This is a genomic window from Bradyrhizobium sp., assembly GCF_036735945.1.
Lineage (GTDB): Bacteria > Pseudomonadota > Alphaproteobacteria > Rhizobiales > Xanthobacteraceae > Bradyrhizobium.
Genome location: NZ_DAINNI010000023.1, coordinates 15,049 through 37,999 on the forward strand (window position 1 = coordinate 15,049; position 22,951 = coordinate 37,999).

The 22,951-nt window shown below is 64.7% G+C and carries 24 protein-coding genes; 19 read left to right on the plus strand and 5 right to left on the minus strand.

What is annotated here, in order from left to right; all coding sequences use genetic code 11:
* Positions 1-6 precede the first annotated feature (6 nt).
* Both V7E26_RS10885 and V7E26_RS10890 read right to left on the minus strand, forming a co-directional pair.
* Complete coding sequence (locus tag V7E26_RS10885; RefSeq protein WP_442893386.1) at positions 7-858, minus strand: Mrp/NBP35 family ATP-binding protein; 852 nt, start codon at positions 856-858, stop codon at positions 7-9.
* Between the two features lie 7 nt (positions 859-865).
* The gene (locus V7E26_RS10890) at positions 866-2,902 is read right to left on the minus strand and encodes a 4Fe-4S binding protein (protein ID WP_324415610.1); all 2,037 of its coding nucleotides are present in this window, start codon (positions 2,900-2,902) and stop codon (positions 866-868) included.
* Positions 2,903-3,072: 170 nt separating this feature from the next.
* Between V7E26_RS10890 and V7E26_RS10895 the strand changes: the two genes are divergently transcribed.
* From V7E26_RS10895 to V7E26_RS10955, 13 genes are all read left to right on the plus strand, one after another.
* A complete protein-coding gene (locus tag V7E26_RS10895) occupies positions 3,073-3,828 on the plus strand; it encodes a biotin/lipoate--protein ligase family protein (protein WP_324415612.1) in 756 nt (251 codons plus the stop codon).
* Between the two features lie 7 nt (positions 3,829-3,835).
* Positions 3,836-4,417, plus strand: coding sequence for a DUF6505 family protein (locus V7E26_RS10900; protein ID WP_324415614.1), 582 nt, complete (start codon positions 3,836-3,838; stop codon positions 4,415-4,417).
* On the plus strand, positions 4,418-5,440 hold the full coding sequence (locus V7E26_RS10905) for a DUF6352 family protein (protein ID WP_324415616.1): 1,023 nt from the start codon (positions 4,418-4,420) through the stop codon (positions 5,438-5,440).
* A gap of 22 nt (positions 5,441-5,462) precedes the next feature.
* Complete coding sequence (locus tag V7E26_RS10910) at positions 5,463-5,975, plus strand: DUF3305 domain-containing protein (protein ID WP_324415618.1); 513 nt, start codon at positions 5,463-5,465, stop codon at positions 5,973-5,975.
* Positions 5,972-6,688 (plus strand): DUF3306 domain-containing protein, encoded by a 717-nt coding sequence (locus V7E26_RS10915; RefSeq protein ID WP_324415620.1) that lies wholly within the window; start codon positions 5,972-5,974, stop codon positions 6,686-6,688. Before V7E26_RS10910 ends, V7E26_RS10915 begins: the two co-directional genes overlap by 4 nt.
* 132 nt (positions 6,689-6,820) lie before the next feature.
* Entirely contained in the window at positions 6,821-7,606 is a 786-nt protein-coding gene (locus V7E26_RS10920) for a molecular chaperone TorD family protein (RefSeq protein WP_324415622.1), read from the plus strand.
* Between the two features lie 36 nt (positions 7,607-7,642).
* A complete protein-coding gene (locus tag V7E26_RS10925; protein ID WP_324415624.1) occupies positions 7,643-7,858 on the plus strand; it encodes a hypothetical protein in 216 nt (71 codons plus the stop codon).
* Positions 7,859-7,871: 13 nt separating this feature from the next.
* The gene (locus tag V7E26_RS10930; RefSeq protein ID WP_324415626.1) at positions 7,872-10,838 is read left to right on the plus strand and encodes a formate dehydrogenase subunit alpha; all 2,967 of its coding nucleotides are present in this window, start codon (positions 7,872-7,874) and stop codon (positions 10,836-10,838) included.
* Positions 10,839-10,852: 14 nt separating this feature from the next.
* Positions 10,853-11,449, plus strand: coding sequence for a formate dehydrogenase FDH3 subunit beta (gene fdh3B / locus V7E26_RS10935; protein ID WP_028348819.1), 597 nt, complete (start codon positions 10,853-10,855; stop codon positions 11,447-11,449).
* A gap of 69 nt (positions 11,450-11,518) precedes the next feature.
* Positions 11,519-12,538, plus strand: a complete 1,020-nt coding sequence (locus tag V7E26_RS10940) for a formate dehydrogenase subunit gamma (protein ID WP_324415636.1) — start codon at positions 11,519-11,521, stop codon at positions 12,536-12,538.
* 35 nt (positions 12,539-12,573) lie between these two features.
* The gene (locus V7E26_RS10945; RefSeq protein WP_324415638.1) at positions 12,574-12,729 is read left to right on the plus strand and encodes a hypothetical protein; all 156 of its coding nucleotides are present in this window, start codon (positions 12,574-12,576) and stop codon (positions 12,727-12,729) included.
* A gap of 8 nt (positions 12,730-12,737) precedes the next feature.
* Positions 12,738-13,124 carry a DUF971 domain-containing protein gene (locus tag V7E26_RS10950; RefSeq protein WP_324415640.1) on the plus strand — a complete coding sequence of 129 codons (387 nt, stop codon included), beginning with the start codon at positions 12,738-12,740 and terminating at the stop codon, positions 13,122-13,124.
* Positions 13,125-13,135: 11 nt separating this feature from the next.
* The gene (locus tag V7E26_RS10955) at positions 13,136-14,470 is read left to right on the plus strand and encodes a c-type cytochrome (RefSeq protein ID WP_324415642.1); all 1,335 of its coding nucleotides are present in this window, start codon (positions 13,136-13,138) and stop codon (positions 14,468-14,470) included.
* Between the two features lie 13 nt (positions 14,471-14,483).
* On the opposite strand, the gene V7E26_RS10960 is transcribed toward V7E26_RS10955, so the two are convergent.
* Together V7E26_RS10960 and V7E26_RS10965 are read right to left on the minus strand one after the other, a co-directional pair.
* Positions 14,484-14,696, minus strand: a complete 213-nt coding sequence (locus tag V7E26_RS10960; protein ID WP_324415644.1) for a hypothetical protein — start codon at positions 14,694-14,696, stop codon at positions 14,484-14,486.
* Positions 14,697-14,946: 250 nt separating this feature from the next.
* Positions 14,947-15,240 carry a hypothetical protein gene (locus tag V7E26_RS10965; protein ID WP_324415646.1) on the minus strand — a complete coding sequence of 98 codons (294 nt, stop codon included), beginning with the start codon at positions 15,238-15,240 and terminating at the stop codon, positions 14,947-14,949.
* Positions 15,241-15,599: 359 nt separating this feature from the next.
* Here V7E26_RS10965 and V7E26_RS10970 point away from each other — a divergent pair, with 359 nt between their 5' ends.
* Complete coding sequence (locus V7E26_RS10970; protein WP_324415648.1) at positions 15,600-16,055, plus strand: host attachment family protein; 456 nt, start codon at positions 15,600-15,602, stop codon at positions 16,053-16,055.
* Positions 16,056-16,081: 26 nt separating this feature from the next.
* On the opposite strand, the gene garD is transcribed toward V7E26_RS10970, so the two are convergent.
* Positions 16,082-17,617: a galactarate dehydratase gene (garD, locus tag V7E26_RS10975; RefSeq protein ID WP_324415650.1), complete on the minus strand. Its 1,536-nt coding sequence runs from the start codon at positions 17,615-17,617 to the stop codon at positions 16,082-16,084.
* 377 nt (positions 17,618-17,994) lie between these two features.
* Here garD and V7E26_RS10980 point away from each other — a divergent pair, with 377 nt between their 5' ends.
* The 5 genes from V7E26_RS10980 to chvE all read left to right on the plus strand — a co-directional run bounded on the left by V7E26_RS10980 (position 17,995) and on the right by chvE (position 22,920).
* A complete protein-coding gene (locus V7E26_RS10980; RefSeq protein ID WP_324415652.1) occupies positions 17,995-18,765 on the plus strand; it encodes a FadR/GntR family transcriptional regulator in 771 nt (256 codons plus the stop codon).
* Complete coding sequence (locus V7E26_RS10985; RefSeq protein WP_324415654.1) at positions 18,762-19,694, plus strand: Gfo/Idh/MocA family protein; 933 nt, start codon at positions 18,762-18,764, stop codon at positions 19,692-19,694. The genes V7E26_RS10980 and V7E26_RS10985 overlap by 4 nt, the downstream gene beginning before the upstream one ends.
* Positions 19,691-20,833 (plus strand): aldose epimerase family protein, encoded by a 1,143-nt coding sequence (locus V7E26_RS10990; protein ID WP_324415656.1) that lies wholly within the window; start codon positions 19,691-19,693, stop codon positions 20,831-20,833. The genes V7E26_RS10985 and V7E26_RS10990 overlap by 4 nt, the downstream gene beginning before the upstream one ends.
* 14 nt (positions 20,834-20,847) lie before the next feature.
* Positions 20,848-21,732 (plus strand): SMP-30/gluconolactonase/LRE family protein, encoded by an 885-nt coding sequence (locus V7E26_RS10995; protein ID WP_324415712.1) that lies wholly within the window; start codon positions 20,848-20,850, stop codon positions 21,730-21,732.
* A 114-nt stretch (positions 21,733-21,846) separates the two neighbouring features.
* Positions 21,847-22,920: a multiple monosaccharide ABC transporter substrate-binding protein gene (gene chvE / locus V7E26_RS11000; protein WP_324415658.1), complete on the plus strand. Its 1,074-nt coding sequence runs from the start codon at positions 21,847-21,849 to the stop codon at positions 22,918-22,920.
* Positions 22,921-22,951: the final 31 nt, after the last annotated feature.

Below are 22,951 nucleotides of genomic sequence, written 5' to 3' on the forward strand. Positions count from 1 at the left end.
TTTGCTTTACTCGATAACGATGCGCGGCGGCGGCCGATGCACAGCGCCGGTGATGATCGAAGTCCAGATTTCACGGGCGATGTGGAGATATCGCTTTGCGTGGATGCCATCTGGCTCGACCGCGACGATCGGACGGCCATCATCGGAGGCTTTCCGGATCTGCAGATCGAGCGGGATTTCGCCGAGATAGGGAATGCTGCGGCGTTCGGCCTCGGTCCGCGCGCCGCCATGGCCGAAGATCGGGGTGATGTGGTTGCAGGTCGGGCAGCAGAAGCTCGACATGTTTTCGATCAGGCCAAGTATCGGAATGCTCACCTTCTGGAACATCGCGATGCCGCGCCGCGCGTCGATCAGCGCGATATCCTGCGGCGTCGAGACGATGATCGCGCCGGCCAACGGCACCTGTTGCGCCATGGTGAGCTGCGCATCGCCGGTGCCGGGCGGCAGGTCGACGACGAGGATATCGAGATCGCCCCAGGCGACTTCGCGCAGCATCTGCGTGATTGCCGAGATCACCATCGCGCCGCGCCAGATCATGGCGCTGTCCTCCTCGACCAGAAAGCCGATCGACATCACCTTGACGCCGAAACGCTCCATCGGCTCCAGCATGCGCGGCCCGACCTGCCGCGGCTTGCCGCGCAGCCCGAACAACCTTGGTTGCGAGGGGCCGTAGATGTCGGCATCGAGAAGGCCGGTCTTCAGCCCGAGCGCGGCGAAGCCGAGCGCGAGGTTGCAGGACGTGGTGGATTTGCCGACGCCGCCTTTGCCGGAGGCTATCGCGATGATGTGCTTGACGCCGGGAATGCCAACGGCTCTCGACGTCGCACGGGCCTGGAGATCGGGAGGGGTGGTGGACACGGAGGATTTACGATCCCAGCGGATCGTCCTTTTTCACATTGCGCGCGCGTAAGTAATCTTCCGTCGACATCACGGGCGGGCGTTGCGGCGCCGCGTGCGGATCGAAACTCTCGTTGACCACGGCCTCGACGCGGCAATCCGCGCACATCTTGATGACATCGAGCCGCCGGGCGTTTGCGCCCTGGAACATCCAGTGCTTCTCGCCGAGTTTTGCCAGCACGCGATCGATCGAACTTTTGGTGCCGAACGGCTTGCCGCAGGCGATGCAGTTGAACGGCTCTTCTTCCTTCAAGACGCGCTGTGGCGAATTCCAGGCCTGGAAGTCGAGGCGAGGCTCCGTCGTGATGACCTTCTCGGGACAGGTCGCTTCGCAAAGCCCGCACTGCACGCAGAGACTTTCGGTGAAGCGCAGCATGGCGCGATCAGGGTTGTCGGATAGCGCGCCGGTCGGGCAGGCGGTGACGCAGGCATGGCACAGCGTGCATCCCTCGACATCCAGCTTCACGGTACCGAAGGGCGCGCCCGGCGCCAGCGGTATCACATCAACGGGCGCGGGGGCGGCGATGTGGAGTTCGCGAAACGTCGTCTCCAGCACGCCGCGCTTTGCACCGCGCGGTGCGAAGCCGGCCGGCTTCTGCGTTGCAACGCCGCGCGGGGCGGTGTCCAGCAGGGCGCGCAACTGGTCGGGATCGTCGGTCTCGACGATCCGGATCAGGCTTCCACCGAAGCCGAGCGCCGAGACGACCTGATCCGAGGTTTCGACCGCGCGGCGAAGCGCTGCGATATCGTGACGCGGCCTGGCGCGGGTCAGCACTGCGACGCCGCTGCCGCCATAGGCGAAGACGGATGCAATGATCTCCGGCCCGAGCTGCGTCACTTCGTTGACGCGGAGCGGCAGCACGTTCGCCGGCAGGCCGTCGCCGAACCGCGCCAGAGCGTCGATGATTTCCTCGCCGTGCTCGCCGTCGTGAAACAGCACCACGGCGTCGCTTCCGCCGGCCTTGCGGTAGGTCTGCAGCAGCGTCCGCAAGCGCCGCATCAGCGCGTCCACGCTCGGCAGCGCATAGGACGCCGCGCCGGTCGGGCAGACCGACGCACAGGAGCCGCAGCCGGCACAGACATTGGCATCGATCGTAACAGCATCGCCGTCGGGCGTGATCGCGCCGGTCGGGCACAGATCGAGACAGCGCGTGCAGCCGGTGATGGCAGAGCGCGAATGCGCGCAGAGCGACGGTTCGAAATTGACGAAACGCGGCTTGTCGAAGGTGCCTACCAGCGCGCCGGCATCGGCAATCGCGCGTTCGACAGCGGCCCTGTCCCGCGGATCGGCGCGCAGATAGCCGGGCCGCAATTCATGTGCGGGAAATAGCGGCATGCCGCCCGAAAGATCGAGGATCAGATCGCAGGTGGACCTTGCGCCATTTTTCGACGGCCCGAACGCGAGCTTCGCGCGCGAGGAGGGCGAGGGCAGCGCATAGTCGTCAATCGCAAGCTCGAACGCTCCGAGATGTCCGCGGGCGTTGCGGATAGTGCCCTTGAGAACGGGGAATTCGTTGGCGCGGCGCGGCGTGACGTCGCCGGGTCTGCTCAGCAGCACGGTGATATCGAGACGATCGGAGAGTCGCTGGGCCGCTTCGATTGCGATTTCGTCGCGGCCGTAGATCAGCGCGACGCCGGAACTCTCCAGCGTCACCAGCGAGATCGGGGGCATCTCTTCGCCGGCCGCGGCAATCAGCGCGGCGGCTTTTGGACCCGCTGCCGCGGCATCCTTCGACCAGCCGCCGGTCTCGCGGATGTTGACAAAGGTAAGCTGCACCTCCTGGGAATTTTCGGCAACTTCCCGAAACAGCGGCGCTTCCTGGGTGCAGGCGACCGTGATCGGATCGCCGGCGGCAAGCGCCTCCTTGAAGCGATCGAGGTCGAGGCCGCAAAGCTGGTTGGCCTGCGTGACCTTGGCCGTGCAGCCACGGCCGATCGCGTCCGCATCGAGCGGCATGGTCTTCTCGCAACTGCAAATCAGAAGGCGAGACGTCGCCGCACTCATTTCAAAATACCTTGAACCCGATGCACCCAGCGGGGTGGTTGCTTCATCCTATGGTTCTGCGGTAACCGCTCCGGCGGCTATCCGCAAGATCATTAAGACTGCTCGCGCCGCCAGCCTGTGCGGGATAGCATACACAAGCGGCCTTTGAAGCAATGAGGAAATAGCTCTTCGTGATCGCTCGCCTCGGGGATACGGAACAGACGCTCGACCTGCCGCCCGGCTATACCTTGGTCGCGCTGCGCGAGCTCGGCGACGCGTTCGCCCATGCCTGCGAGATCGCGGCGGAGGCGGGCGCGGGCACGCTGGTCTGGGTGCGGCGTTACGACCTCGTCGAGTTCGCGGTGGTGCTGGAACCGGACGAGCCGCTGAAATCAGCGCGCCGGGCGTTGTTTGCCGGAATGAACGCGCTGGCGGATGCGATTGCCGCCCATTGTCCCCCGGAGCGGGAGGTGACTTTCGACTGGCCTGATGCTGTCAGGTTCGACGCCGGCTTGCTCGGCGGCGGACGGCTCGCCTGGCCCAGGGATTGCGCCGAAGACGAAGTGCCGGCATGGCTCGTTTTCGGCGTGATCCTGCGCGCCGCCGCCATGGCGCATGTCCCGGAAGTGCAGGCGGCCGCCGGCGTGTCGTTGCTCAGCGAAGGTTTCGAGATGGTCGAGACCGATGCGATCATCGAGAGCTTCAGCCGCCATCTGATGACCGCGTTCGATCGCTGGAAAGAGCGCGGTTTTGAGGCGATCGCGCGGGATTATCTGGAGCGGCTTCCCAAGAACAAGGCCGGCGAGCGCCGCGGCATCGACCTCAACGGCGATCTTCTGGTCAGCCTGCCAGCCGATCGAGGAACGCCTGATAGGGCCAGCCTCGTGGATGCGCTTGGGCGCGCCAGTTGGTATGATCCGCAGGCGCGCGGTCCGAAACTCGGATGAGGCGGACATGCTGAAGTTTCCGCGAACCATCAGGCTGGACCCTTCGGATACGTTCGTGTTCGAACGGGCGGCGGAAGCGGGCGAATGGGCGGTTTCCGGCGCGTTCATGTTCTGGAACCGGGATTTGACGGCGCTCGGGCCGAAGCAGCGCGTCGCGCTGCGATCGGGCTTTCTCGGCATCGACAGCTTTGGATGGTCGACGCTTGCCATCGTCACCGAAGCAACGGAAGCGGAGCGGCAGACGATGATCGAGCGGCTTGCCGGCCAGTTGCTGGAGAAATTCGGCGCGCCCGATGCGAATGCCGCGCGACATGCCGCAGAGGAGGAGGTCGCGTTCGCCGCCTCGCTCTGCGATCATCCGACGCAGACGCTACTTGCCGTGCAGCGCAGCGTCGAAGACGGCGAAATCCGCGAGCGGTTTCGGACCCTGAAACCGCGCCCGGTTGCCGCAGACGCCGACCGGTTGCACGGTCATGCCAGCGCCTTTACCTTTCACGAGATAGAAGGCGATGTTGAACCTGCCGAAGAGGTCGATCTTCTCGGGTTGATCAGGACTGACGCCAGGACGAATCGTAGAGACGGATCGTAGATGAGAGAATTCTGGGTCGCCTCGGGCCATCACCTCACGCGCCGCGCCGACCATGGCGGTCTCGTGGCGACGCCCGAACTCATCATGGCGTATCTGGCGCGGCCAGAACTGATGCCGCCGGCGGATGCCTGCGACGCCGAGCGTCAATTGCATGCAAGCCTGATGGCCGATCCGCTGCGCCGGGTCACGGGCGCCGAGATCGCTGGTCTCGCCGACCCGGACGCGCGGGAAAACTGGTCGTTCATGATGAACTTCCGCGACCGGCTGATGGCGGCGCCGTCGCTGGAAGCGGTCTATGTCGCGCTTGCCCGCAAGGGGGCCGGCGACCTGCCGCCGATCTTCCTGTCGCAGCTCGCTCATTTGATCCTGCGCAATGCGCTCGAAGGCTGCGACGACCCCTATATATTGCGTGCGGCGGAGCTGTTCTATCGCAGTCAGCTCGCCGCGCGTCACGAGGGTACGCTGCTGCTGGCCGACGCCGAGGTGATCGAGGCCGAGCAGCACGCCCGGCATGACGTCCATTTGTCGCCGCTGACGGCCATGCTGCAGCAGCCGAAGTCGTTCGGCGAGATGGATGTCATGGACGACGACAATGCCTGGACCTACTGGTCGCGGTCGGACGCGCATGCGATGGTCATGAACATCGGCGGCAACGCCAAGGCGCGCACCGGATTGTGCCTGGCGATCGAGCGGTGGATCGCGCATCTGCTCGGGATCGCCGTCAGCGTCGAAAGCATCGCCACGATCGAGGATCGTGACTGGCGCTGGTTCGTCGGCCTCGACAGCGAGGCGACGCGGATCGGCAATGCGCTGTGGCGCGGCGAGCGGATGGACAATGGCGTTGCTGAGCGCATCGTCGCCCTGATGCGCCTGACTTTCGAGGATGCGCGGCTGGTGGACGAGCGGGTTGGCGACAAGCCGGTCTATCTCATCCTTGCCATGGGCGCCGACAAGGTGGTGAGATTGAAGCCGCAAAATCTGGTGGCCGGCCTGCCGCTTGCGGCGGCCGCGAGCGTCACATGATCCGCCGAAGGGAGGAAAAGCGATGACGGAAGCATCCCGCGAAGTCGGCGTGGTGGTGCGGCGCCGTTCGATCGACAATCCCTGGATCGAGGAGCTGTGGTCGCCGGCGCTGATCCTGGAACAGGTGCCGGCAACCGCGCCGTGGACGGTGCTATCAAGCGAAGCCGACGCGACGACCTATTACGCGGGCGCGGCGAGCATCGAACTCTTCAGCTCGGAGACCGCAAATTATCGCGACAATCTTGCCGACGGCACCCCGCGGATCTGGGTCGCGTTACGGCGCCAGGACGGCGGTGCTGAACTCGAATTGACCAGAGTCACCGCCGATCCGACCGAAGGGGAGGCGTTGTTCGAAAGCGGCTGCGAGGTGATCGGAACGGTGCCGATGCCGGCCGAGATCGCCGGATGGATCGCGGCCTTTGTCGATCGTTTCCATGTCGAGCGCGTGTTCCACAAGCGCAAGCGGGATCGCGCGCGGGGCGATCGGCCGCGCGTTCCAGGTGGTGAATCGGATGAGGGAGCAGGGCGCCCATGAGCGGTCCGGACGAAGCCGAAGGCGACAAGGGCTTTCTGGCGCGATGGTCGCAGCGCAAGCGCGAGGCGAAGCAGCCGGAGGCGAAGCCTGCCGCGCCCTCCGAAACTGAAACTGTCGAACCTTCCGGTTTCGAAGCGCCGCCAGGCGAAGACCCCGCACCCGAGTTCGATCTTTCGGCCCTGCCGAAGCTCGAAGAATTGACCGCCAGCACAGACATCACCGCCTTTCTTCGCAAGGGCGTGCCCGAACATCTGCGCAATGCGGCTTTGCGAAAATCCTGGGCGCTGGATCCCGCCATTCGCAATTACGTCAATCCCGCGCTCGAATATGCCTATGACTGGAACGCACCTGGCGGGGTGCCCGGTGGCGGCGAACTCGATGCCGGCCTCGATGTGGCGCGCATGGTGTCGCAGATCATGGGAGAGCCCGCGGCCGAATGTATAAAATCCGATGTAAATGCCGGTGATGTAAATGCCGGTAATGAGGCGGCTGGTTCCTTGCCGCATAGGCGCGACCCCTTGCCAACGCCAGAGCCGGAACTCCCTGTAGAGTCCGTAAGACTTGCCGAAGATGCGGCGGCGAAAACGGAAGATGCTTCAGAGGTCGAAAACGCGGCCAATGGAACCGCGTCGGTGGACGGATCTAAGTTCGCAAACAGTGTTGCGCCGCAGCAACCGGTGCGACGTCATGGCACTGCGAAACCGATTGTTTAGCCGAAAGTTTTTGCGGACATAGGCACGTCCTATGTTAGAAATTCCCTGCTTGGAATAATTCCAGTTCTAAGTTTGTTTGCCCGGGGACAACGGGTGGGCGGCGCGAGTCTGGGCAGGAGAATCGGTAGCACCATGCGTGATGCCGGACTGGAACTAGCTATCAAGGCGGCGGGTGGCGTCGGATCGCTGGCGCGGGGACTGGGTATTGCGCAGCCATCGGTTTCGGCATGGTCGCGCATTCCTGCGGAACGCGTGCTCGCCGTCGAGGCGCTGACACAGGTGGGCCGCTTTGTGCTGCGCCCCGATCTCTATGGATCGTCGGAAGATCAGGCTTCAGCGAAAGTGGAAATCGACGAGATCGACCGGCTGCGTGCCGCGGAATATGGACTGTTGTCGCTATTGCTCGGCAAGGCGCCCGACGCCGACACGCTCAAGCGCGTTGCGACGCTGAAGGGCGATTCGTCCGAACTCGGCATGGCCCATGTCGAGCTGGCGTCCGCGGCCGCAGCGACCAACGATCGCGCCGCGAGCAAGGAATTCTTCGATCTCTTCATCGGGCTCGGCCGCGGCGAAGTGCTGCCCTATGCCTCCTATTACCTGACCGGTTTTCTGCACGAGCGCCCGCTGGCGCGGGTGCGCGAGGACCTTCTCGCGCTCGGGATCGAGCGCGCCGGCAGTTCGCGCGAGCCGGAAGATCACATCGCGATTCTGCTCGAAGTCATGGCCGGCCTTGCGCGAGGCGACTTCGAGGCCGAGTTCGCCGAACAGGCGCGCTTCTTCGAACGTCATCTCAAGCCCTGGGCGGCGCGGATGTTCGCCGATCTCGAGATGCTGCCATCGGCGCGCTTCTACCGTGCGGTGGGGCGCGCCGGCCGTGTCTTCATGGAGTTGGAATCCGAGGCCTTCACGCTGTCCTGATAATGGCGTGAGGCAACGTGAACAGGAGAGACCGCAATGAGCAAGCCATCCGACAACAAAGGCAAGTCACGGGCCGCGGGCGTGGATCGGCGCAGCCTGTTTCTGATGGGCGGTTCGGCGGTCGCGGCAGCAGCCGTGGTGCCGCTGGCTGGCAGCGAGGCGGTCGCGGACGAGTCGCAGGCCGAGCGCGTCAAGGCGCGCTACAAGGAAACCGATCACGTCAAGAACTACTATCGCGTCAACCGCTATTGATGGGACCACGCACATGTTGATGAAGCGAAGAGACGGATCCGCGGGCAAGGCGCGTTTGCAGGGAATCGCCGCCAGCCTCGCGTCTGGGGTTCTCGACCGCCGTACGTTCCTGCGGCGGTCCGGTCTGGCGGCCGGCGCGGGCGCCGCGATCGGCCTGATGCCGCTAGGCTCGGTGCGCAAGGCGGAGGCAGGTCCCAAGAAGGTCGGCGCGCCGACCGACATCAGGAAGAACATCTGCACGCATTGCTCGGTCGGCTGCACCGTGATCGCCGAAGTGCAGAACGGCGTCTGGGTCGGCCAGGAGCCGGCGTGGGACAGCCCGATCAATCGCGGCTCGCATTGCGCCAAGGGCGCGTCGGTGCGCGAACTCGTGCATGGCGACCGCCGCCTGAAATACCCGATGAAGCTCGTCAACGGCGAGTGGCAGAAGATCTCGTGGGACCAGGCCATCAACGAGATCGGCGACAAGATGATGGAGATCCGCCAGAAGTCTGGCGCCGATTCCGTCTATCTGCTCGGCTCGGCCAAATTCTCCAACGAAGGCGGCTATCTGTTCCGCAAGTTCGCGGCGTTCTGGGGCACCAACTCGATCGACCACCAGGCCCGCATCTGTCATTCGACCACCGTCGCCGGCGTCGCCAATACCTGGGGCTACGGCGCGATGACGAATTCCTACAACGACATGCGCAATTCGAAGACGATGATCTTCATGGGCTCGAACGCCGCCGAAGCGCATCCGGTTTCGCTGCAGCACATCCTGACCGGCAAGGAACTCAACCGCGCCAACGTATTCGTGCTCGACCCGCGCTTCACCCGCACGGCGGCGCATGCGACCGAGTACGTCCGCTTCCGCGGCGGCACCGACATCGCCGTGATCTGGGGCATGCTGCATCACATCTTCGCCAATGGCTGGGAAGACAAGCAGTTCATCCAGCAACGCGTCTACGGCATGGACCAGATCCGCGCCGAAGTCGCGAAGTGGACGCCGGAAGAGACCGAGCGCGTCACCGGCATTCCCGGCGAGCAATTGAAGAAGGTTGCCGAGACCTTTGCCAAGCAGAAGCCGTCGGCCTTTGTCTGGTGCATGGGTGGCACCCAGCACTCGGTCGGCACCGCCAACGTCCGAGCCTATTGCGACCTGCTGCTGGCCACCGGCAACGTCGGCTCCTTCGGCACGGGCGCCAACATCTTCCGCGGTCACTGCAACGTCCAGGGCGCCACCGATATCGGCCTCGATATCGTGACGCTGCCGCTTTATTACGGCCTCGTTGAAGGCGCCTGGAAGCACTGGGCTCGCGTCTGGGAAGTCGATTACGATTACCTGCAATCGCGCTTCGACGAAGTGCCGGCGAAGGCGGGCCGTCCGGCCCGCACCCGCAAGCAGAACATGGAACTGCCGGGCATTCCGTGGACGCGCTGGTTCGATGCGACGCTCGCCAAGCCCGATGACGTCGATCAACGCGACGTCGTGAAGGGCGTGGTCATCATGGGCCATGGCGGCAACACCGTGCCGCGCATGACCGAGATGGTGAAGGGACTCGAAAAGCTCGAACTGCTCGTGGTTGCCGATCCGCATCCGACGACTTTTGCGGCGATCTCCGAGCGCAAGGACGGCACCTACCTGTTGCCGGCCTGCACCCAGTTCGAAACCTCGGGCTCGCGCACGGCCTCCAACCGCTCGCTGCAGTGGGGCGAGCAGATCGTCAAGCCGATCTTCGAATCGAAGGACGATTACGAGATCATCTACCGGCTGTCGGAAAAGCTCGGCTTCGCCGACAAGATGTTCAAGAACATCAAGGTCGAGAACAAGCGGCCGTCGCCTGAGGATCTGTTGCGGGAAATCAATCTAGGCGGCCTGTCGACCGGATATTCCGGCCAGTCGCCGGAGCGGTTGAAGGCGCACATGAAGAACCAGGGCAAGTTCGACCTGGTGACGTTGCGCGCCAAGCCGGACGAGCCGGAGATCGGCGGCGACTACTACGGCCTGCCGTGGCCGTGCTGGGGCACCCCGAAGATCCGGCATCCCGGCACGCATACGCTCTACAACACCAACCTCCACGCCAAGGACGGCGGCGGCACGTTCCGCGCCCGTTTCGGCGTGGTCTATGAGGAGAAGCAGCCGGACGGTTCGGTGAAGAACGTGAACATGCTGGCCGAAGGCTCCTACAGCAAGGGTTCGGAACTCACCGACGGCTATCCCGAGTTCACCTATGGCGTGCTGAAGAAACTCGGCTGGGACAAGGATCTCACCGCGGACGAACTCGCGACCATCCAGAAGATCGGCGGCAACAACCCCGATAGCGTCGGCTGGGCGATCGATCTCTCCGGCGGCATCATTCGCGTCACGCTGGAGCATGGCGTGATGGCCTACGGCAACGGCAAGGCCCGCGCGGTGGCGTGGAATCTGCCCGATCCCGTACCTGTTCATCGCGAGCCGATCTACACGCCGCGGACCGATCTCGTCGCGAAATATCCGACGCGTCCGGACGGTCGTCAATTCCGCATGGTCAATCTCGGTTTCTCGATCCAGAAGGCCGCGGTCGAGAAGGGACTGGCCAAGCAATTCCCGATCATCCTGACCTCGGGACGTCTCGTCGAATATGAAGGCGGCGGCGAGGAGACGCGATCGAACAGATGGCTGGCGGAATTGCAGCAGGACATGTTCGTCGAGGTCAACACGGCGGATGCCGCCGAACGCGGCATCAAGGACGGCGGCTGGGTCTGGGTCTACGGTCCGGAGAACGGCTCGAAGGCCCGCGTCAAGGCGCTGGTCACCGACCGTGTCGGCAAGGGCGTGGCATTCATGCCGTTCCACTTCTCGGGCTGGTTCCAGGGCGTCGACCAGCGCGGCAAATATCCGAAGGGTGCGGACCCGATCGTGCTCGGCGAGAGCGCCAACACGATCACGTCCTACGGCTACGACCCCGTCACCGGCATGCACGAGGGCAAGGTCACCCTCTGCCAGATTCAAGCGGCGTGAGAGGAGAATAGATCATGGCTCGCGTCAAATTTCTTTGTGATGCCGATCGTTGCATCGAGTGCAATGCCTGCGTGACGGCGTGCAAGAACGAACATGAAGTGCCGTGGGGCATCAACCGCCGCCGCGTCGTGACCATCAATGATGGCAAGCCCGGCGAGCGCTCGGTCTCGATGGCCTGCATGCACTGCACGGATGCGCCGTGCGCCGCGGTCTGCCCGGTGTCGTGCTTCTACACCACCGCCGACGGCGTCGTGCTGCACTCCAAGGACCTGTGCATCGGCTGCGGCTACTGCTTCTACGCCTGTCCGTTCGGCGCACCGCAATATCCGAAGGTCGGCAATTTCGGCTCGCGCGGCAAGATGGACAAGTGCACCTATTGCGCGGGCGGACCGGAAGCCGACTCCACGCCAGCCGAATACGCCAAATACGGCGCCAATCGCCTCGCCGAAGGCAAGCTGCCGATCTGCGCCGAGATGTGCTCGACCAAGTCGCTGCTCGCCGGCGACGGCGCGATCATCGCCGAGATCTACAAGGAGCGGGTGATGAAGCGCGGTTACGGCTCCGGCATGTGGGGCTGGAAGACGGCCTATAGCGACTCACCGACCGGCTGACGCAACAGCCGCCTTGCGGCGCGGCGCGGCGGCATCAAGGTAATTCCGATACGGAAAGGCGTTGTGCAAATGCCAGGCTCATTCTCAATTCTCAGGTTCTCGGTTCCCTTGTTCGCGGCGCTGGCGCTGCTGTTCGTTATAGGCAGCCCCGCGGCTGCGCAGCTTTCCTTCAAGCCGACGGCCGAGGCCGTTCACGAAGACAAGCTCCTGAACGCGCTCAAGGAGGGCGACAAGATCTCCGGGCGCGTATCGATCCCTGACGCGAATGCGGCCAATCTGATCCAGCCTGCGGGGCGCGACTGGCGCGATTTCCACCGCAGCAAGCTGCCCTGGATCGGCGGCATCGCCATTCTCGGCATGCTGGCCGTGCTGGCGATCTTCCTGATGGTGCGCGGCCGGATTCGGCTGCAGCAGGGATTTTCGGGAAGGACGATCCTGCGCTTCGCCAGTTTCGAGCGGTTCACGCACTGGCTCACGGCAAGCTGCTTCATCGTGCTGGCGCTCTCGGGGCTCAATGTCAGCTTTGGCCGCACCCTGATCCTGCCGGTGTTCGGTCCGGATGCGTTTGCGGCGATGTCGCACTGGGCCAAGCTTGCGCACAACTACCTGGCATTCCCGTTCATGTTTGGCGTTGCGATCATGTTCCTGATCTGGATCAAGGATAACATTCCCGGCAAACTCGATATCGAGTGGATCAAGGCAGGTGGCGGTCTCCTGCCCAATGGCAAACATCCACCGGCCAAGCGCTTCAACGCCGGTCAGAAGGGCATCTTCTGGATCGTCGTCATCGGCGGCGCGCTGATGTCGGTGTCCGGCTGGTTCCTGCTGTTCCCGTATCTGCCCGGCAATGTCACGGCGCTGCAGTTCTGGACGGTGATCCACGCCGTGATCGCGATGCTCTTCATCGCGGCGATGCTGGCGCACATCTATATCGGTTCGATCGGCATGGAGGGAGCGTTCGAAGCGATGGGCACCGGCGAGGTCGATCTCAACTGGGCCAGGGAACATCACGCGCTCTGGGTCGAGGAACAACAGGCCAAGGGTCGCGCGCCGGCCGATACGCCGCAGCGCGCGGTGCCGGCGGAATAATCCGGTTTGGCGCAAGTCCAAGGTGAGGAAGTGACATGAAATCCTTTGTTGCGGCTCTGGCGTTCGCCGTCGTTGCCGCCGTCGGCGTTGCGATGGTGCTCAACACTTTCCAGGAATCGAGCGCCGTCGCCTTCACGACCACGGGTGCCAGGGTCGGCGATCCCGGCAATAATTTGATCGGCCCGGGCTGACGCCGGCGGTGGGGGCGCCTGGCGTCACGGCGGCATGGCCGGTGGAAATCCGCCTGCCCAAAGATCGGCGGACGTTGCGCGTTGCCTTTGACGACGACCGCACCTTTGAACTCTCCGCCGAGTTGCTCCGGGTGACGAGCCCGTCTGCCGAGGTGCAGGGGCATTCCGAGGCCGAGCGCAAGACGGTCGGCGGCAAGCGCAATGTCGCCATTCTTTCGGTCGACCCTGTCGGCAACTATGCCGTCAGGATCGGGTTCGACGACATGCACACGACCGGCATCTATTCCTGGACATTCTTGCGCGACCTCGGCGAGAACGCCGAGCGGCGCCTTCAGAACTATCTCGACGATCTCCGGGCCAAGGGGCTCGATCGCGACCGGCCAGGCATCCGCTGAGGCCGACGGCAATGTCAGAAGCGGTGCCGGCGAAAGCTCCCCGTTGCAAGAGCGGCCGATCATCGCTTCTGGCGCTCGCGGCCACGCTGCTCGCGCTGCCGATTGCGATCACGGACGCGTGTGCGCAATTGCGCGGACATGGCGGGCCGGTGCGGTCGCTCGCGATATCGTCGGACGGGCAAAGCGCGATCTCCGGCAGCTTCGATTCCACCGCGATCCGCTGGTCGCTGACGCGCAATGCGGCCGAGCAGGTGCTGCGCTTTCATGCCGACGCGGTCAACGCGGTTGCGCTGCTCGGCGAGCGACGCGCAGCGACCGCCGGTGCCGATGGCCGGATCGCGATCTGGACGTTCGGCAACACCGAGCCCGACGCGGTGCTCGAAGGCCATACGGCGCCGATCGTTGCGCTCGCGGTGTCGCCCGACGGCGCAACGCTCGCATCGGCTTCCTGGGATCACACGGTGCAGCTCTGGCCGCTCGCGGGCGGTGCGCCGCGCGTGCTCGACGGGCATACCCAGAACGTCAATGGCGTGGCGTTTACGGCCGATGGCAAGGCGCTGGTCAGTGTCAGCTACGACCTCAGCGTTCGCATCTGGCCGCTATCGGGCGCGCAAGCACCGACCGTCATTTCGATGCCAACGCCGCTTAACGCCGTGGCCGCCGACGCCGATGGCGAGATCGCGGTCGGCGGCGCCGACGGCAAGGTCTACTTCCTGACGTCGGGCGGTGCGCGCGCCGGCGAGGTGGCGGCAGGACCGAGGCCGGTGATCTCGATTGCGATGTCGCCGGATGGTGCTCTGGTCGCCGCGGCTGGTATCGGCGGCACCGTTGCGGTGATCGATCGCAAGGCGCGTACGCTCGCACGTACCTTGGTCGGCCCCGGCCTGCCGGTCTGGTCGGTGGCGTTCCTGCCGGACAGCCGGACGCTGCTGACCGGGGGTGCAGACAACATTATCCGGCGCTGGAACACATCGACAGGCGAATCGGTCGATCCGCTGCTCGTGGAGGCGGCGGGCGATCCGCTCGCCGCCTATGCCGGGGATCGCGGCGCCGAGATATTTCGCGCCTGTATCGCCTGCCACACGCTTGCCGCGGACCAGGGCAACCGGGCCGGTCCGACGCTCGCCGGCATCTTTGGCCGTCGCATCGCGACCGCACCGGGCTATAATTTTTCCGAAGCGCTGAAGCATCTCGACATCGTCTGGACGCCGGAGACGGTTGCCAGACTGTTCGAGATCGGCCCGCAGGCCTACACGCCCGGCACCAAGATGCCGGAGCAACGCATCGGCTCGGAGCAGGATCGCGCCGCGCTGGTGCAGTTCCTCGAGCGGACGACCGGGAAATAGCTTCCGGGCAGCGTCAGTGCTTCACGGGCGTCGCGAACACGAACGACATGTCCTCGTACTCCTCGATCGGGAGTCGCGTCACGCCCGCGGAGGCCGGTGATTTCTTCGACAATGCCGCGCCGGTGGTTACGGTAGAACGCTCCTGGGAAATTGAATACGAGCGCATCGTGGTAGCGACGGCGAGCAGGGCGACTGCAATGAATCCGGAAATAAACAGATGCTTCATCGAAAACCCCGTTGGCTCGAAATCCAGTGTGGCTTGCACCACCCGCATTACAGCCAACGGTCACGCGCGAATGTGGCCGAGATCACCTATCACGATCTTGTTGTTCATAGGCGCGCAGGTTCCTGCCGGCAACAAAGCGCTGATCCCAAGTTGAATAAAGCCGCTCCTGCGCGGTGTATTGCCGATTGCAGCATCGATGCGCAGCAGACGTCGGGAGGTGACGAGGCCGCGATGCCGCTCGCGCGTCGCCTTACCTTTCGGAGCTATCAAGTTCGACGAGGTAGGCGAGCAGCAGGTCGTCCTGCGGCTGCGTAGCATCGCGAGCAGCTTCGCGGTACGCAGCAATTTCGTCCTCGGTCGAGCGTCGCGCGCGCAGCCGCGCCTTGCCGTCCCACAGCGGTGCGCCGTTCGAGGTCAGGTCGGCGATATCCCGGCGCAGCCAGTATTCGTGACAAAGCTGCTGGGATTCCCGCAGATTCTTGGCCTCGAAAGCGAGCGTGGGTCTTCCGCCGATATCCAGCGTAAAAATTGCAGGCGCCAGCATCATCCCATCCAGGCAATGTGTCTGATGACAATGAAAACGCCGAGGGCGCCGACAGCGGCAATCGCGCAGGGCATTCCGATGCGCATCGTTATCCGAATGAGGGTGAGGCTCATGCCGGCAGCCTGATGTAACGCGGACATTCGATCGGCGAGAGGGGCGGTTAGCTTCCCCATGCAAATCATTAGCCGGTTGCCGGCCTTTCGTCTGCCCGATCCCGGACACATGCCGGCCAAGGTGCTCGAAGACGTGCCGATGAGGGAATTTTGTGTCTGTGAGGGCGGTCAAGCCCCGCTGGGAGGCCAGCGTCGGGCAGGCAACCTATGCAGCCCCTCGCGCGTTGGCCCACATGGAGCACAACAATGACCGCTGGACCAAAACCCGCAATATCCCACAACACGCTCGTTCTCATCGGCGACGGACAAAAGGCGCTGTTCCTGCGCAACAAGGGCACGCCGCAGCAGCTCAACCTGCAGGTGGAGCAGGTTCTCGAACAGGACAATCCGGCAACGCGCGAGCAGGGGACGGATCGTCCCGGGCGGGCCAGCGGGAGCGTCGGCGCGGCCCGGAGCGCGTTGGAGCAGGCGGACTGGCACTACATTGCCGAAGAGCGGTTCGCCGGCGCCATTGCCGATGCGCTCTATCGCCTTGCCCAAGGCAACGGCTTCGACAAGCTCGTGGTGGTGGCGCCGGCGAAAGTGCTCGGCAATCTACGCCAGGCCTTTCATGCCGAAGTCAAGGAACGGATCATCGGCGAAATTCCGAAGGAACTGACGTCCCATCCCATCCCCGATATCGAACGGCTGATGGCGGCCTAGCTAGCGACTTTGCCGCCTCGCTTCGGTCAGGTCACCGGGCCGGGATTGAACAGCGCAAGCGCGTTGGTCAGCTTCCAGTGCTCGGCCCAGGTTTCACGGCCGCTGGCCACATCGAGGATAAGACGGAATATCTCCCAGCCGACATCCTCGATCGAGGCGTCGCCGCTGGCGATGCTGCCGGCGTCGACGTCGATCAGATCGTGCCAGCGCTGCTTCAGTTCACTCCGGGTGGAGACCTTGATGACGGGCACGGCGGCCAGGCCATAGGGCGTGCCGCGGCCGGTGGTGAAGACGTGCAGCGTCATGCCGGAAGCAAGCTGCAGCGTGCCGCAGACGAAATCGCTGGCCGGCGTCGCCGCAAAGATCAGGCCCTTTTGGCCGGCGCGCTCGCCCGGCGCGAGCACGCCCGCGATCGGACCTGTGCCTGACTTGATGACCGAACCCATCGCCTTCTCGACGATGTTGGAGAGGCCGCCCTTCTTGTTGCCGGGCGTGGTGTTGGCGCTGCGATCGGCCTCGCCTCCGGCGAGATAGCGGTCGTACCAGGCCATCTCGCGCACCAGCGCGTCGGCCACCTCCTGGCTCGCCGCGCGCGGCGTCAGCAGGTGGATCGCGTCGCGCACCTCGGTGACTTCGGAAAACATCACGGTGGCGCCGGCGCGCACCAGAAGATCGGCGGCAAAACCCAGTGCCGGATTGGCCGTCACCCCCGAGAAGGCATCGCTGCCGCCGCATTGCATGCCGACCACGAGTGCGGACGCCGGGCAGGTTTCGCGGCGGCGCCGGTTCAGGACCTTCAGGCGCGCATCGGCCATCTGCACGATGTCCTCGACGATCTCGCCGAAGCCGGTGAGGCCCTCGTCCTGCATGCGCATGATCTCGTCATCGGCGTTCATGCCCTCGGGCAGCAGCAATTCGGGCTGCAGCTTCTCGCAGCCGAGGCCGACGATCATGACCTCGCCGCCGAAATTGGGATTGCGGGCGATGTTCTGCAGCGTGCGGATCGGCACGGCCGCGCCCGGGGCGTTGATGGCGACGCCGCAGCCATAGGCGTGGGTCACCGCCACGACGTCGTCGACGTCGGGATATTTCGGCAGCAGCTCCTTGCGGATGCGGTCGAGCGCAAACTCCACCGTGCCGGCGACGCATTGCACGCTGGTCGAAATCGCGAGGATGTTGCGGGTGCCGACCGAACCGTCGGGATTGCGATAGCCTTCGAAGGTGTAGCCTTCCAGCGGCGGCAGCTTGATCGCGCCGCCGTTCGGCTTCGGCAGATTGTCGAACGACGGCGCATCCGGCATCCGCACCAGCGATTCCCTGACCCAGCTGCCGCGCGCGATCGACGCCGCGGCATGGCCGATGATCTCGCCGTAGCGTCTGATGATTTCGCCTTCGCCGATGTCGGCAAGCGCGACCTTGTGTCCTTGCGGAATCTGCTCGATCAGCCGCAGCCCGCAGTCAAATTCGGCGCCGGGATGCAGGCCGCCGCGGTTCGCGACGATCGCGACGTTGTCGTCCGCGTGCATGCGGATGTAGAGCGGTTTCGCGATGGCGGGCTGCATGTCGAATCCTCGTTCACTGGTGCCGTCGAGCAAGGCGTAGCTGCCAAGTATGATCGGGGCAATCACGTCAAAGCCGGCGCCGGGACCAAGCGGTCCAGACCGGGCAGAACTCCCGGTCTGGATATGACGCATGGGCGAAGCGAGAGATGAATAGTCAAATAATATTACTAGTCAGGCCGCTACTTCCGTGAAATATTGCCCGCGCTGCCGCCAATGGACAGCAATTTGGGGTTCCATCATACCGATTTCGGGATGTTGCACCTCAGAATAACGATTTGGGAGTGCGCGCCTCATGAGTTCCAGAGCCCTTCTTGCGGCCGCAACCTTGGCTGAGCATCGGTCGCCATATCGGCCCCGGTAAGGCAGGTCGCGGTATCATGACATCCCGGCTTGTCGTAATTCCGACGCGGCGCGCTCATTCCAACCACGCCGAGGTTGCCCGCAGCATCGGCGTCGACATCATCGCCGGCCGCTATGCCGAGGGAGGCCGCCTGCCTGGAGATGCCGAACTCACGGCTATGTTCGGCGTGTCGCGGCCGGTCTTGCGGGAGAGCGTCAAGACGCTGGTCGCCAAGGGGCTGCTCACCACCAAGGCGCGGGTCGGCACCGTCGTGCGCGAGCGCGGCGCCTGGAACATGTTCGACGCCGACGTGCTGGCCTGGCACCTCGACGCCGGCATCGATCGCCGCTTCCTGAACGATCTCGCTGAAATTCGCCTCGCGGTCGAACCGCGCGCGGCGGCGCTTGCCGCCAGCCACCGCTCGGAAGCCGACATCGCCGAGCTCAAGCGCAGCATGGTGCGAATGCGCAGCGAGGCCTCGGACTCCGTCGGCTTTGCCGACGGCGATCTCGCGCTGCATCTGGCGGTCGCCAACGCGTCCGGCAATCTGTTCATGCGCTCGATCGGCAGCGTCGTCGAGGCGGCGCTGCGCGCCTCGTTCCTGCTCAGCGCGCCGGTCGAAACCCAGGACCGCGAAACGGTGCTGTCGTGGCACCAGCGCATCGTCGACGCGATTGCCGATGGCGATGCCGAGGCGGCTGCCGCGGCCATGACCGAGGTGATCCACAATGGATTGCGCCGTCATGAAGGGACGCCGGCATCATCAGGCGCGGCGCCGGCAGCGGTCGGATCTGGAGAGCAATCATGAACCCGCTTCGCGTCGCTATCGTCGGCTTCGGCAAGATCGCCCGCGACCAGCACGTGCCGGCGATATCAGCGACCGACGGCGTGGAACTGGTAGCCGTCGCCAGCCGCAATGCCTCGCTTCCGGGTATCCCGCATGCGCCGACGCTCGACGAACTCTTGCGTAGCGGTCCGCCTGTTGATGCGGTCGCACTGTGCACGCCGCCGCAGGTCCGCCAGGCGCAGGCAGCGACTGCGCTCGCCGCCGGCAAGCATGTGATGCTGGAAAAGCCGCCGGGCGCCACGGTGGCCGAGATCACGCCGCTCGCGACCGCCGCGCAGGTTGCGCGACGCACGCTGTTCGCGACATGGCATTCGCGCTTTGCGCCTGCCGTCGAGCCGGCGCGAAAACTACTTGCCGGACGGAAGATCAGCTCTGTCAGGATCACCTGGAAGGAAGACGTGCGGGTCTGGCATCCGGGGCAGGCCTGGATCTTTGAGGCGGGCGGGCTCGGCGTGTTCGACCCCGGCATCAACGCGCTCTCCATCCTGACCCGGATTCTGCCGCAGCCGCTATTCGTGACCTCGGCCGAGCTCGCTTTTCCCGCCAACCGCGACGCGCCGATCGCTGCGAAGCTTGCGCTCAGCGATGCACAGGGACTGAGCATCGCGGCGGAATTCGACTTCCGCCAGACCGGCCCGCAGAGCTGGGACATTGAAATCGAGACCGACGGCGGCCCGGTGACACTTTCGTTCGGCGGCGCAAAATTGAGGGCCGGGGACCGGCAACTCGTCGATGCCCCCGATGCCGAATATGCCGGTCTCTATCGCCGCTTCCGCGACCTGGCCGCGGCTGGCGAGAGCGACGTCGATCTCGCGCCGCTCCAGCTCGTTGCCGACGCATTCCTGCTGGGCCGGCGCCGCACGGTCGAACCGTTCGAGGACAAGGCATGAACGATCCGTCCTTTCCCCGCGTGGCGCGCTCCCGTTTTGGTGTCCTGCCTGACGGCGGTGAGGTCGAGCGCGTCATCCTGCAGTCCGAAGATGGACTTGAAGCGTGCATCATCACCTATGGCGCGAGCTTGCAGGCATTGCTGGTGCCGGATGCCGCCGGACGTCGCGACGACATCGTGCTCGGCCACGACGCGTTCGAGGGCTATCTCGCCCGCCGGCAGTTCTTCGGCGCGACGGTCGGGCGTTACGCCAACCGCATCGCCGGCGCGCGCTTCACGCTCGACGGCGCCGAGGTGAAGCTTGCGGCCAATAACGGCGCCAATGCATTGCATGGCGGGCTGGAGGGTTTTGATCGCCGCAACTGGCGGATCGTGCGGGTCGAGGAGGGCGACCAGCCGGCCGTGACGCTGGCCTATACCAGCGCCGATGGCGAGGAGGGATATCCCGGCACGCTGGACGTGGAGGTAACCTGGCGTCTTGTCGGACCGATGGAATTGACACTCGAGATGACCGCGCGGACCGATCGTACCACCGTGGTCAATCTCACCAATCACAGCTTCTTCAACCTCTCAGGAGCGCGCTCCGGCCGGAGCATCCTCGATCATCGGCTTACCGTGGCGGCGGACCATTTCCTGGCCATTGACGTCGGCGCCATCCCGCTGCCGCAGCCGCTGAGCGAGGTCGCGGGCACGCCGTTCGACTTTCGCGACGGCATCGAGGTTGGCGCGCGGATCCGGAACGATCACCCGCAGCTACGTGTGGGCCGCGGCTACGATCACAATTTCTGCCTTGCGCCGGCAGGTGGCGCGCCTCGTTTCGCCGCAAGGCTCGACGAGCCAACATCCGGCCGGGTGCTTGAACTCTTCACCAACCAGCCCGGCCTGCAGGTCTATTCCGGCAATTTCCTCGACGGCAGCACGGCCGGCAAGGGCGGCCGTCTCTATCGTCAGTCCGACGCCATCTGTCTCGAGCCGCACGCCTGGCCCGACACGCCGAACCGGCCGGACTTTCCGACCGCACGGCTGGCGCCCGGCGAGCTCTATCGGCACAACACGTCGTATCGCTTTACGCACAAGGTTCAGGGAGCAATCGGGACACAATCCGAGGTAGAGTCGCCGCCGAAAGGAACTGCGCGATGATCGGTGGTCCCAGGATGGAAACGGTGCCGACGACCGTGCTTTGCGGCGAGCGCTGTCAACTCGGCGAGGGACCGACCTACGACGCCACGACCGACACGGCCTGGTGGTTCGACATCGTCGGGCGGCGCCTGTATGAGGCGCGGCTCGTTAGCGCAGAGATCACGATCCATTCTCTCGACGTGATGGGCAGCGCGCTCGGCCGGATCGACGCGCATCGCCAGCTCCTCGTCGCCGACGACGGACTCTATGTCCGAAACATCGCGGATGGCCGGATGGCGCTCTACCGTCCGCTCGAAGCCGACAATGCCGCGACGCGCTCGAACGATGCCCGGGTTCATCCGTCCGGCACGTTCTGGATCGGCACCATGGGCCGCAAGGCGGAGCTGGGGCTCGGCGCTATCTATGCGCTGCATCGCGGCGAGCTGACGCGGCTCTATGAGCACGTCACCATCCCGAATGCGATCTGCTTCTCGCCTGACGGGACCATCGGCTATTTCGCCGACACCGGAAAGAACGTGCTCTACCGCGTCGATCTCGACGCGGCCACCGGGCTGCCGCGTGGCGCGCCTGCCGCGCTGGTCACCCGACGGAGCGGCGGCGGGATCGACGGTGCGGTGGTCGATGCCGACGGGCTGATATGGAACGCGCGCTGGGGCGGCGGCTGCATCGATGTCTATAGCCCGCAGGGCGAGCATCTGCGCTGCCTCCGCGTCCCGGCGCGGCAATCGAGTTGTCCTGCCTTCATAGGGCGCGATTTCTCGCGTCTGCTTGTCACCTCGGCCTGGCAGGGGATGGCCGAGGATGCGAAGCGCGCCGACGCCGATCACGGCCGGACTTTCGTGCTCGATATCGCCGCGCGCGGCCGCGCAGAACCCGACGTGAAACTGGCAACCGCTTGACGGAGGACGACAAGGCGCGGCCACCAAGCGCGCGAGATGACCTGAGTTCAAGAACCGCCTTGAGCGGGCCGGCGATCCAAAATCAGAGATCCTCGATGAGGAAGGGAGAGAAGCATGACTAGTCTGAAGACGACATTGTCGGCCCTGGCGCTGGCAACAGCGATGGCCGCCACGGCGGTCACAGGGGCGTTCGCCCAGGGCAAGGGGACCGTCGGCATCGCGATGCCGACCAAATCCTCGGCGCGCTGGATCGACGACGGCAACAACATCGTCAAGACGCTGAAGGAGCGCGGCTACGGCACCGACCTGCAATATGCCGAGGACGATATTCCAAACCAGCTCTCGCAGGTCGAGAACATGGTGACCAAGGGCGCCAAGGTGCTGGTGATCGCGGCGATCGATGGCACCACGTTGTCCGACGTGCTGAAGCAGGCCAAAGCCAAGGGGATCATCGTTATCGCTTATGACCGTCTGATCCGCGACACGCCCAACGTCGACTACTACGCCACCTTCGACAATTTCCAGGTCGGTGTGCTGCAGGCGCAATCGATCGAGAACGCGCTGGGTCTGAAGGATGGCAAGGGGCCCTTCAACATCGAACTGTTCGGCGGCTCGCCTGACGACAACAATGCCTACTTCTTCTACAACGGCGCGATGTCGGTGCTGCAGCCCTATATCGACAAGGGCAAGCTGGTGGTAGGCAGCGGCCAGACGGGCATGGACAAGGTCTCGACCTTGCGCTGGGACGGCGCCACCGCGCAGGCCCGCATGGACAACCTCCTGAGCGCATTCTACGGCCGCAAGCGGGTCGACGCGGTGCTCTCGCCCTATGACGGTCTCTCGATCGGCATCCTCTCGTCGCTGAAGGGCGTCGGCTACGGCAGCGGCAACATGGCGATGCCTGTTGTCAGCGGCCAGGATGCCGAAGTGCCCTCGATCAAGTCGATGCTGCGCGGCGAGCAGTATTCGACCATCTTCAAGGACACCCGCGATCTCGCCCGCGTCACCGCCGACATGGTGGACGCTGCTCTCAGCGGCAAGGAGGTCACCGTCAACGACACCAAGACCTACAACAACGGCGTCAAGGTGGTACCGTCCTATCTCCTGAAGCCGGTCGTGGTCGACAAGGGCAATTGGGAAAAGGTGCTGGTCGAAGGCGGCTACTACAAGAAGTCGCAGATCGAGTGAATGGTGGCGGCGGCGCCGGCGATCACCGGCG

Bases quoted from the DNA above. Each gene is read 5' to 3' on its own strand.
- V7E26_RS10890 (WP_324415610.1), bottom strand. From the start codon at position 2,902: ATGAGTGCGGCGACGTCTCGCCTTCTGATTTGCAGTTGCGAGAAGACC.
- V7E26_RS10900 (WP_324415614.1), top strand. From the start codon at position 3,836: ATGCTGAAGTTTCCGCGAACCATCAGGCTGGACCCTTCGGATACGTTC.
- V7E26_RS10905 (WP_324415616.1), top strand. From the start codon at position 4,418: ATGAGAGAATTCTGGGTCGCCTCGGGCCATCACCTCACGCGCCGCGCC.
- V7E26_RS10910 (WP_324415618.1), top strand. From the start codon at position 5,463: ATGACGGAAGCATCCCGCGAAGTCGGCGTGGTGGTGCGGCGCCGTTCG.
- V7E26_RS10915 (WP_324415620.1), top strand. From the start codon at position 5,972: ATGAGCGGTCCGGACGAAGCCGAAGGCGACAAGGGCTTTCTGGCGCGA.
- V7E26_RS10920 (WP_324415622.1), top strand. From the start codon at position 6,821: ATGCGTGATGCCGGACTGGAACTAGCTATCAAGGCGGCGGGTGGCGTC.
- V7E26_RS10925 (WP_324415624.1), top strand. From the start codon at position 7,643: ATGAGCAAGCCATCCGACAACAAAGGCAAGTCACGGGCCGCGGGCGTG.
- V7E26_RS10930 (WP_324415626.1), top strand. From the start codon at position 7,872: ATGTTGATGAAGCGAAGAGACGGATCCGCGGGCAAGGCGCGTTTGCAG.
- fdh3B (WP_028348819.1), top strand. From the start codon at position 10,853: ATGGCTCGCGTCAAATTTCTTTGTGATGCCGATCGTTGCATCGAGTGC.
- V7E26_RS10940 (WP_324415636.1), top strand. From the start codon at position 11,519: ATGCCAGGCTCATTCTCAATTCTCAGGTTCTCGGTTCCCTTGTTCGCG.
- V7E26_RS10945 (WP_324415638.1), top strand. From the start codon at position 12,574: ATGAAATCCTTTGTTGCGGCTCTGGCGTTCGCCGTCGTTGCCGCCGTC.
- V7E26_RS10955 (WP_324415642.1), top strand. From the start codon at position 13,136: ATGTCAGAAGCGGTGCCGGCGAAAGCTCCCCGTTGCAAGAGCGGCCGA.
- V7E26_RS10960 (WP_324415644.1), bottom strand. From the start codon at position 14,696: ATGAAGCATCTGTTTATTTCCGGATTCATTGCAGTCGCCCTGCTCGCC.
- V7E26_RS10965 (WP_324415646.1), bottom strand. From the start codon at position 15,240: ATGCTGGCGCCTGCAATTTTTACGCTGGATATCGGCGGAAGACCCACG.
- V7E26_RS10970 (WP_324415648.1), top strand. From the start codon at position 15,600: ATGACCGCTGGACCAAAACCCGCAATATCCCACAACACGCTCGTTCTC.
- garD (WP_324415650.1), bottom strand. From the start codon at position 17,617: ATGCAGCCCGCCATCGCGAAACCGCTCTACATCCGCATGCACGCGGAC.
- V7E26_RS10980 (WP_324415652.1), top strand. From the start codon at position 17,995: ATGACATCCCGGCTTGTCGTAATTCCGACGCGGCGCGCTCATTCCAAC.
- V7E26_RS10985 (WP_324415654.1), top strand. From the start codon at position 18,762: ATGAACCCGCTTCGCGTCGCTATCGTCGGCTTCGGCAAGATCGCCCGC.
- V7E26_RS10990 (WP_324415656.1), top strand. From the start codon at position 19,691: ATGAACGATCCGTCCTTTCCCCGCGTGGCGCGCTCCCGTTTTGGTGTC.
- V7E26_RS10995 (WP_324415712.1), top strand. From the start codon at position 20,848: ATGGAAACGGTGCCGACGACCGTGCTTTGCGGCGAGCGCTGTCAACTC.
- chvE (WP_324415658.1), top strand. From the start codon at position 21,847: ATGACTAGTCTGAAGACGACATTGTCGGCCCTGGCGCTGGCAACAGCG.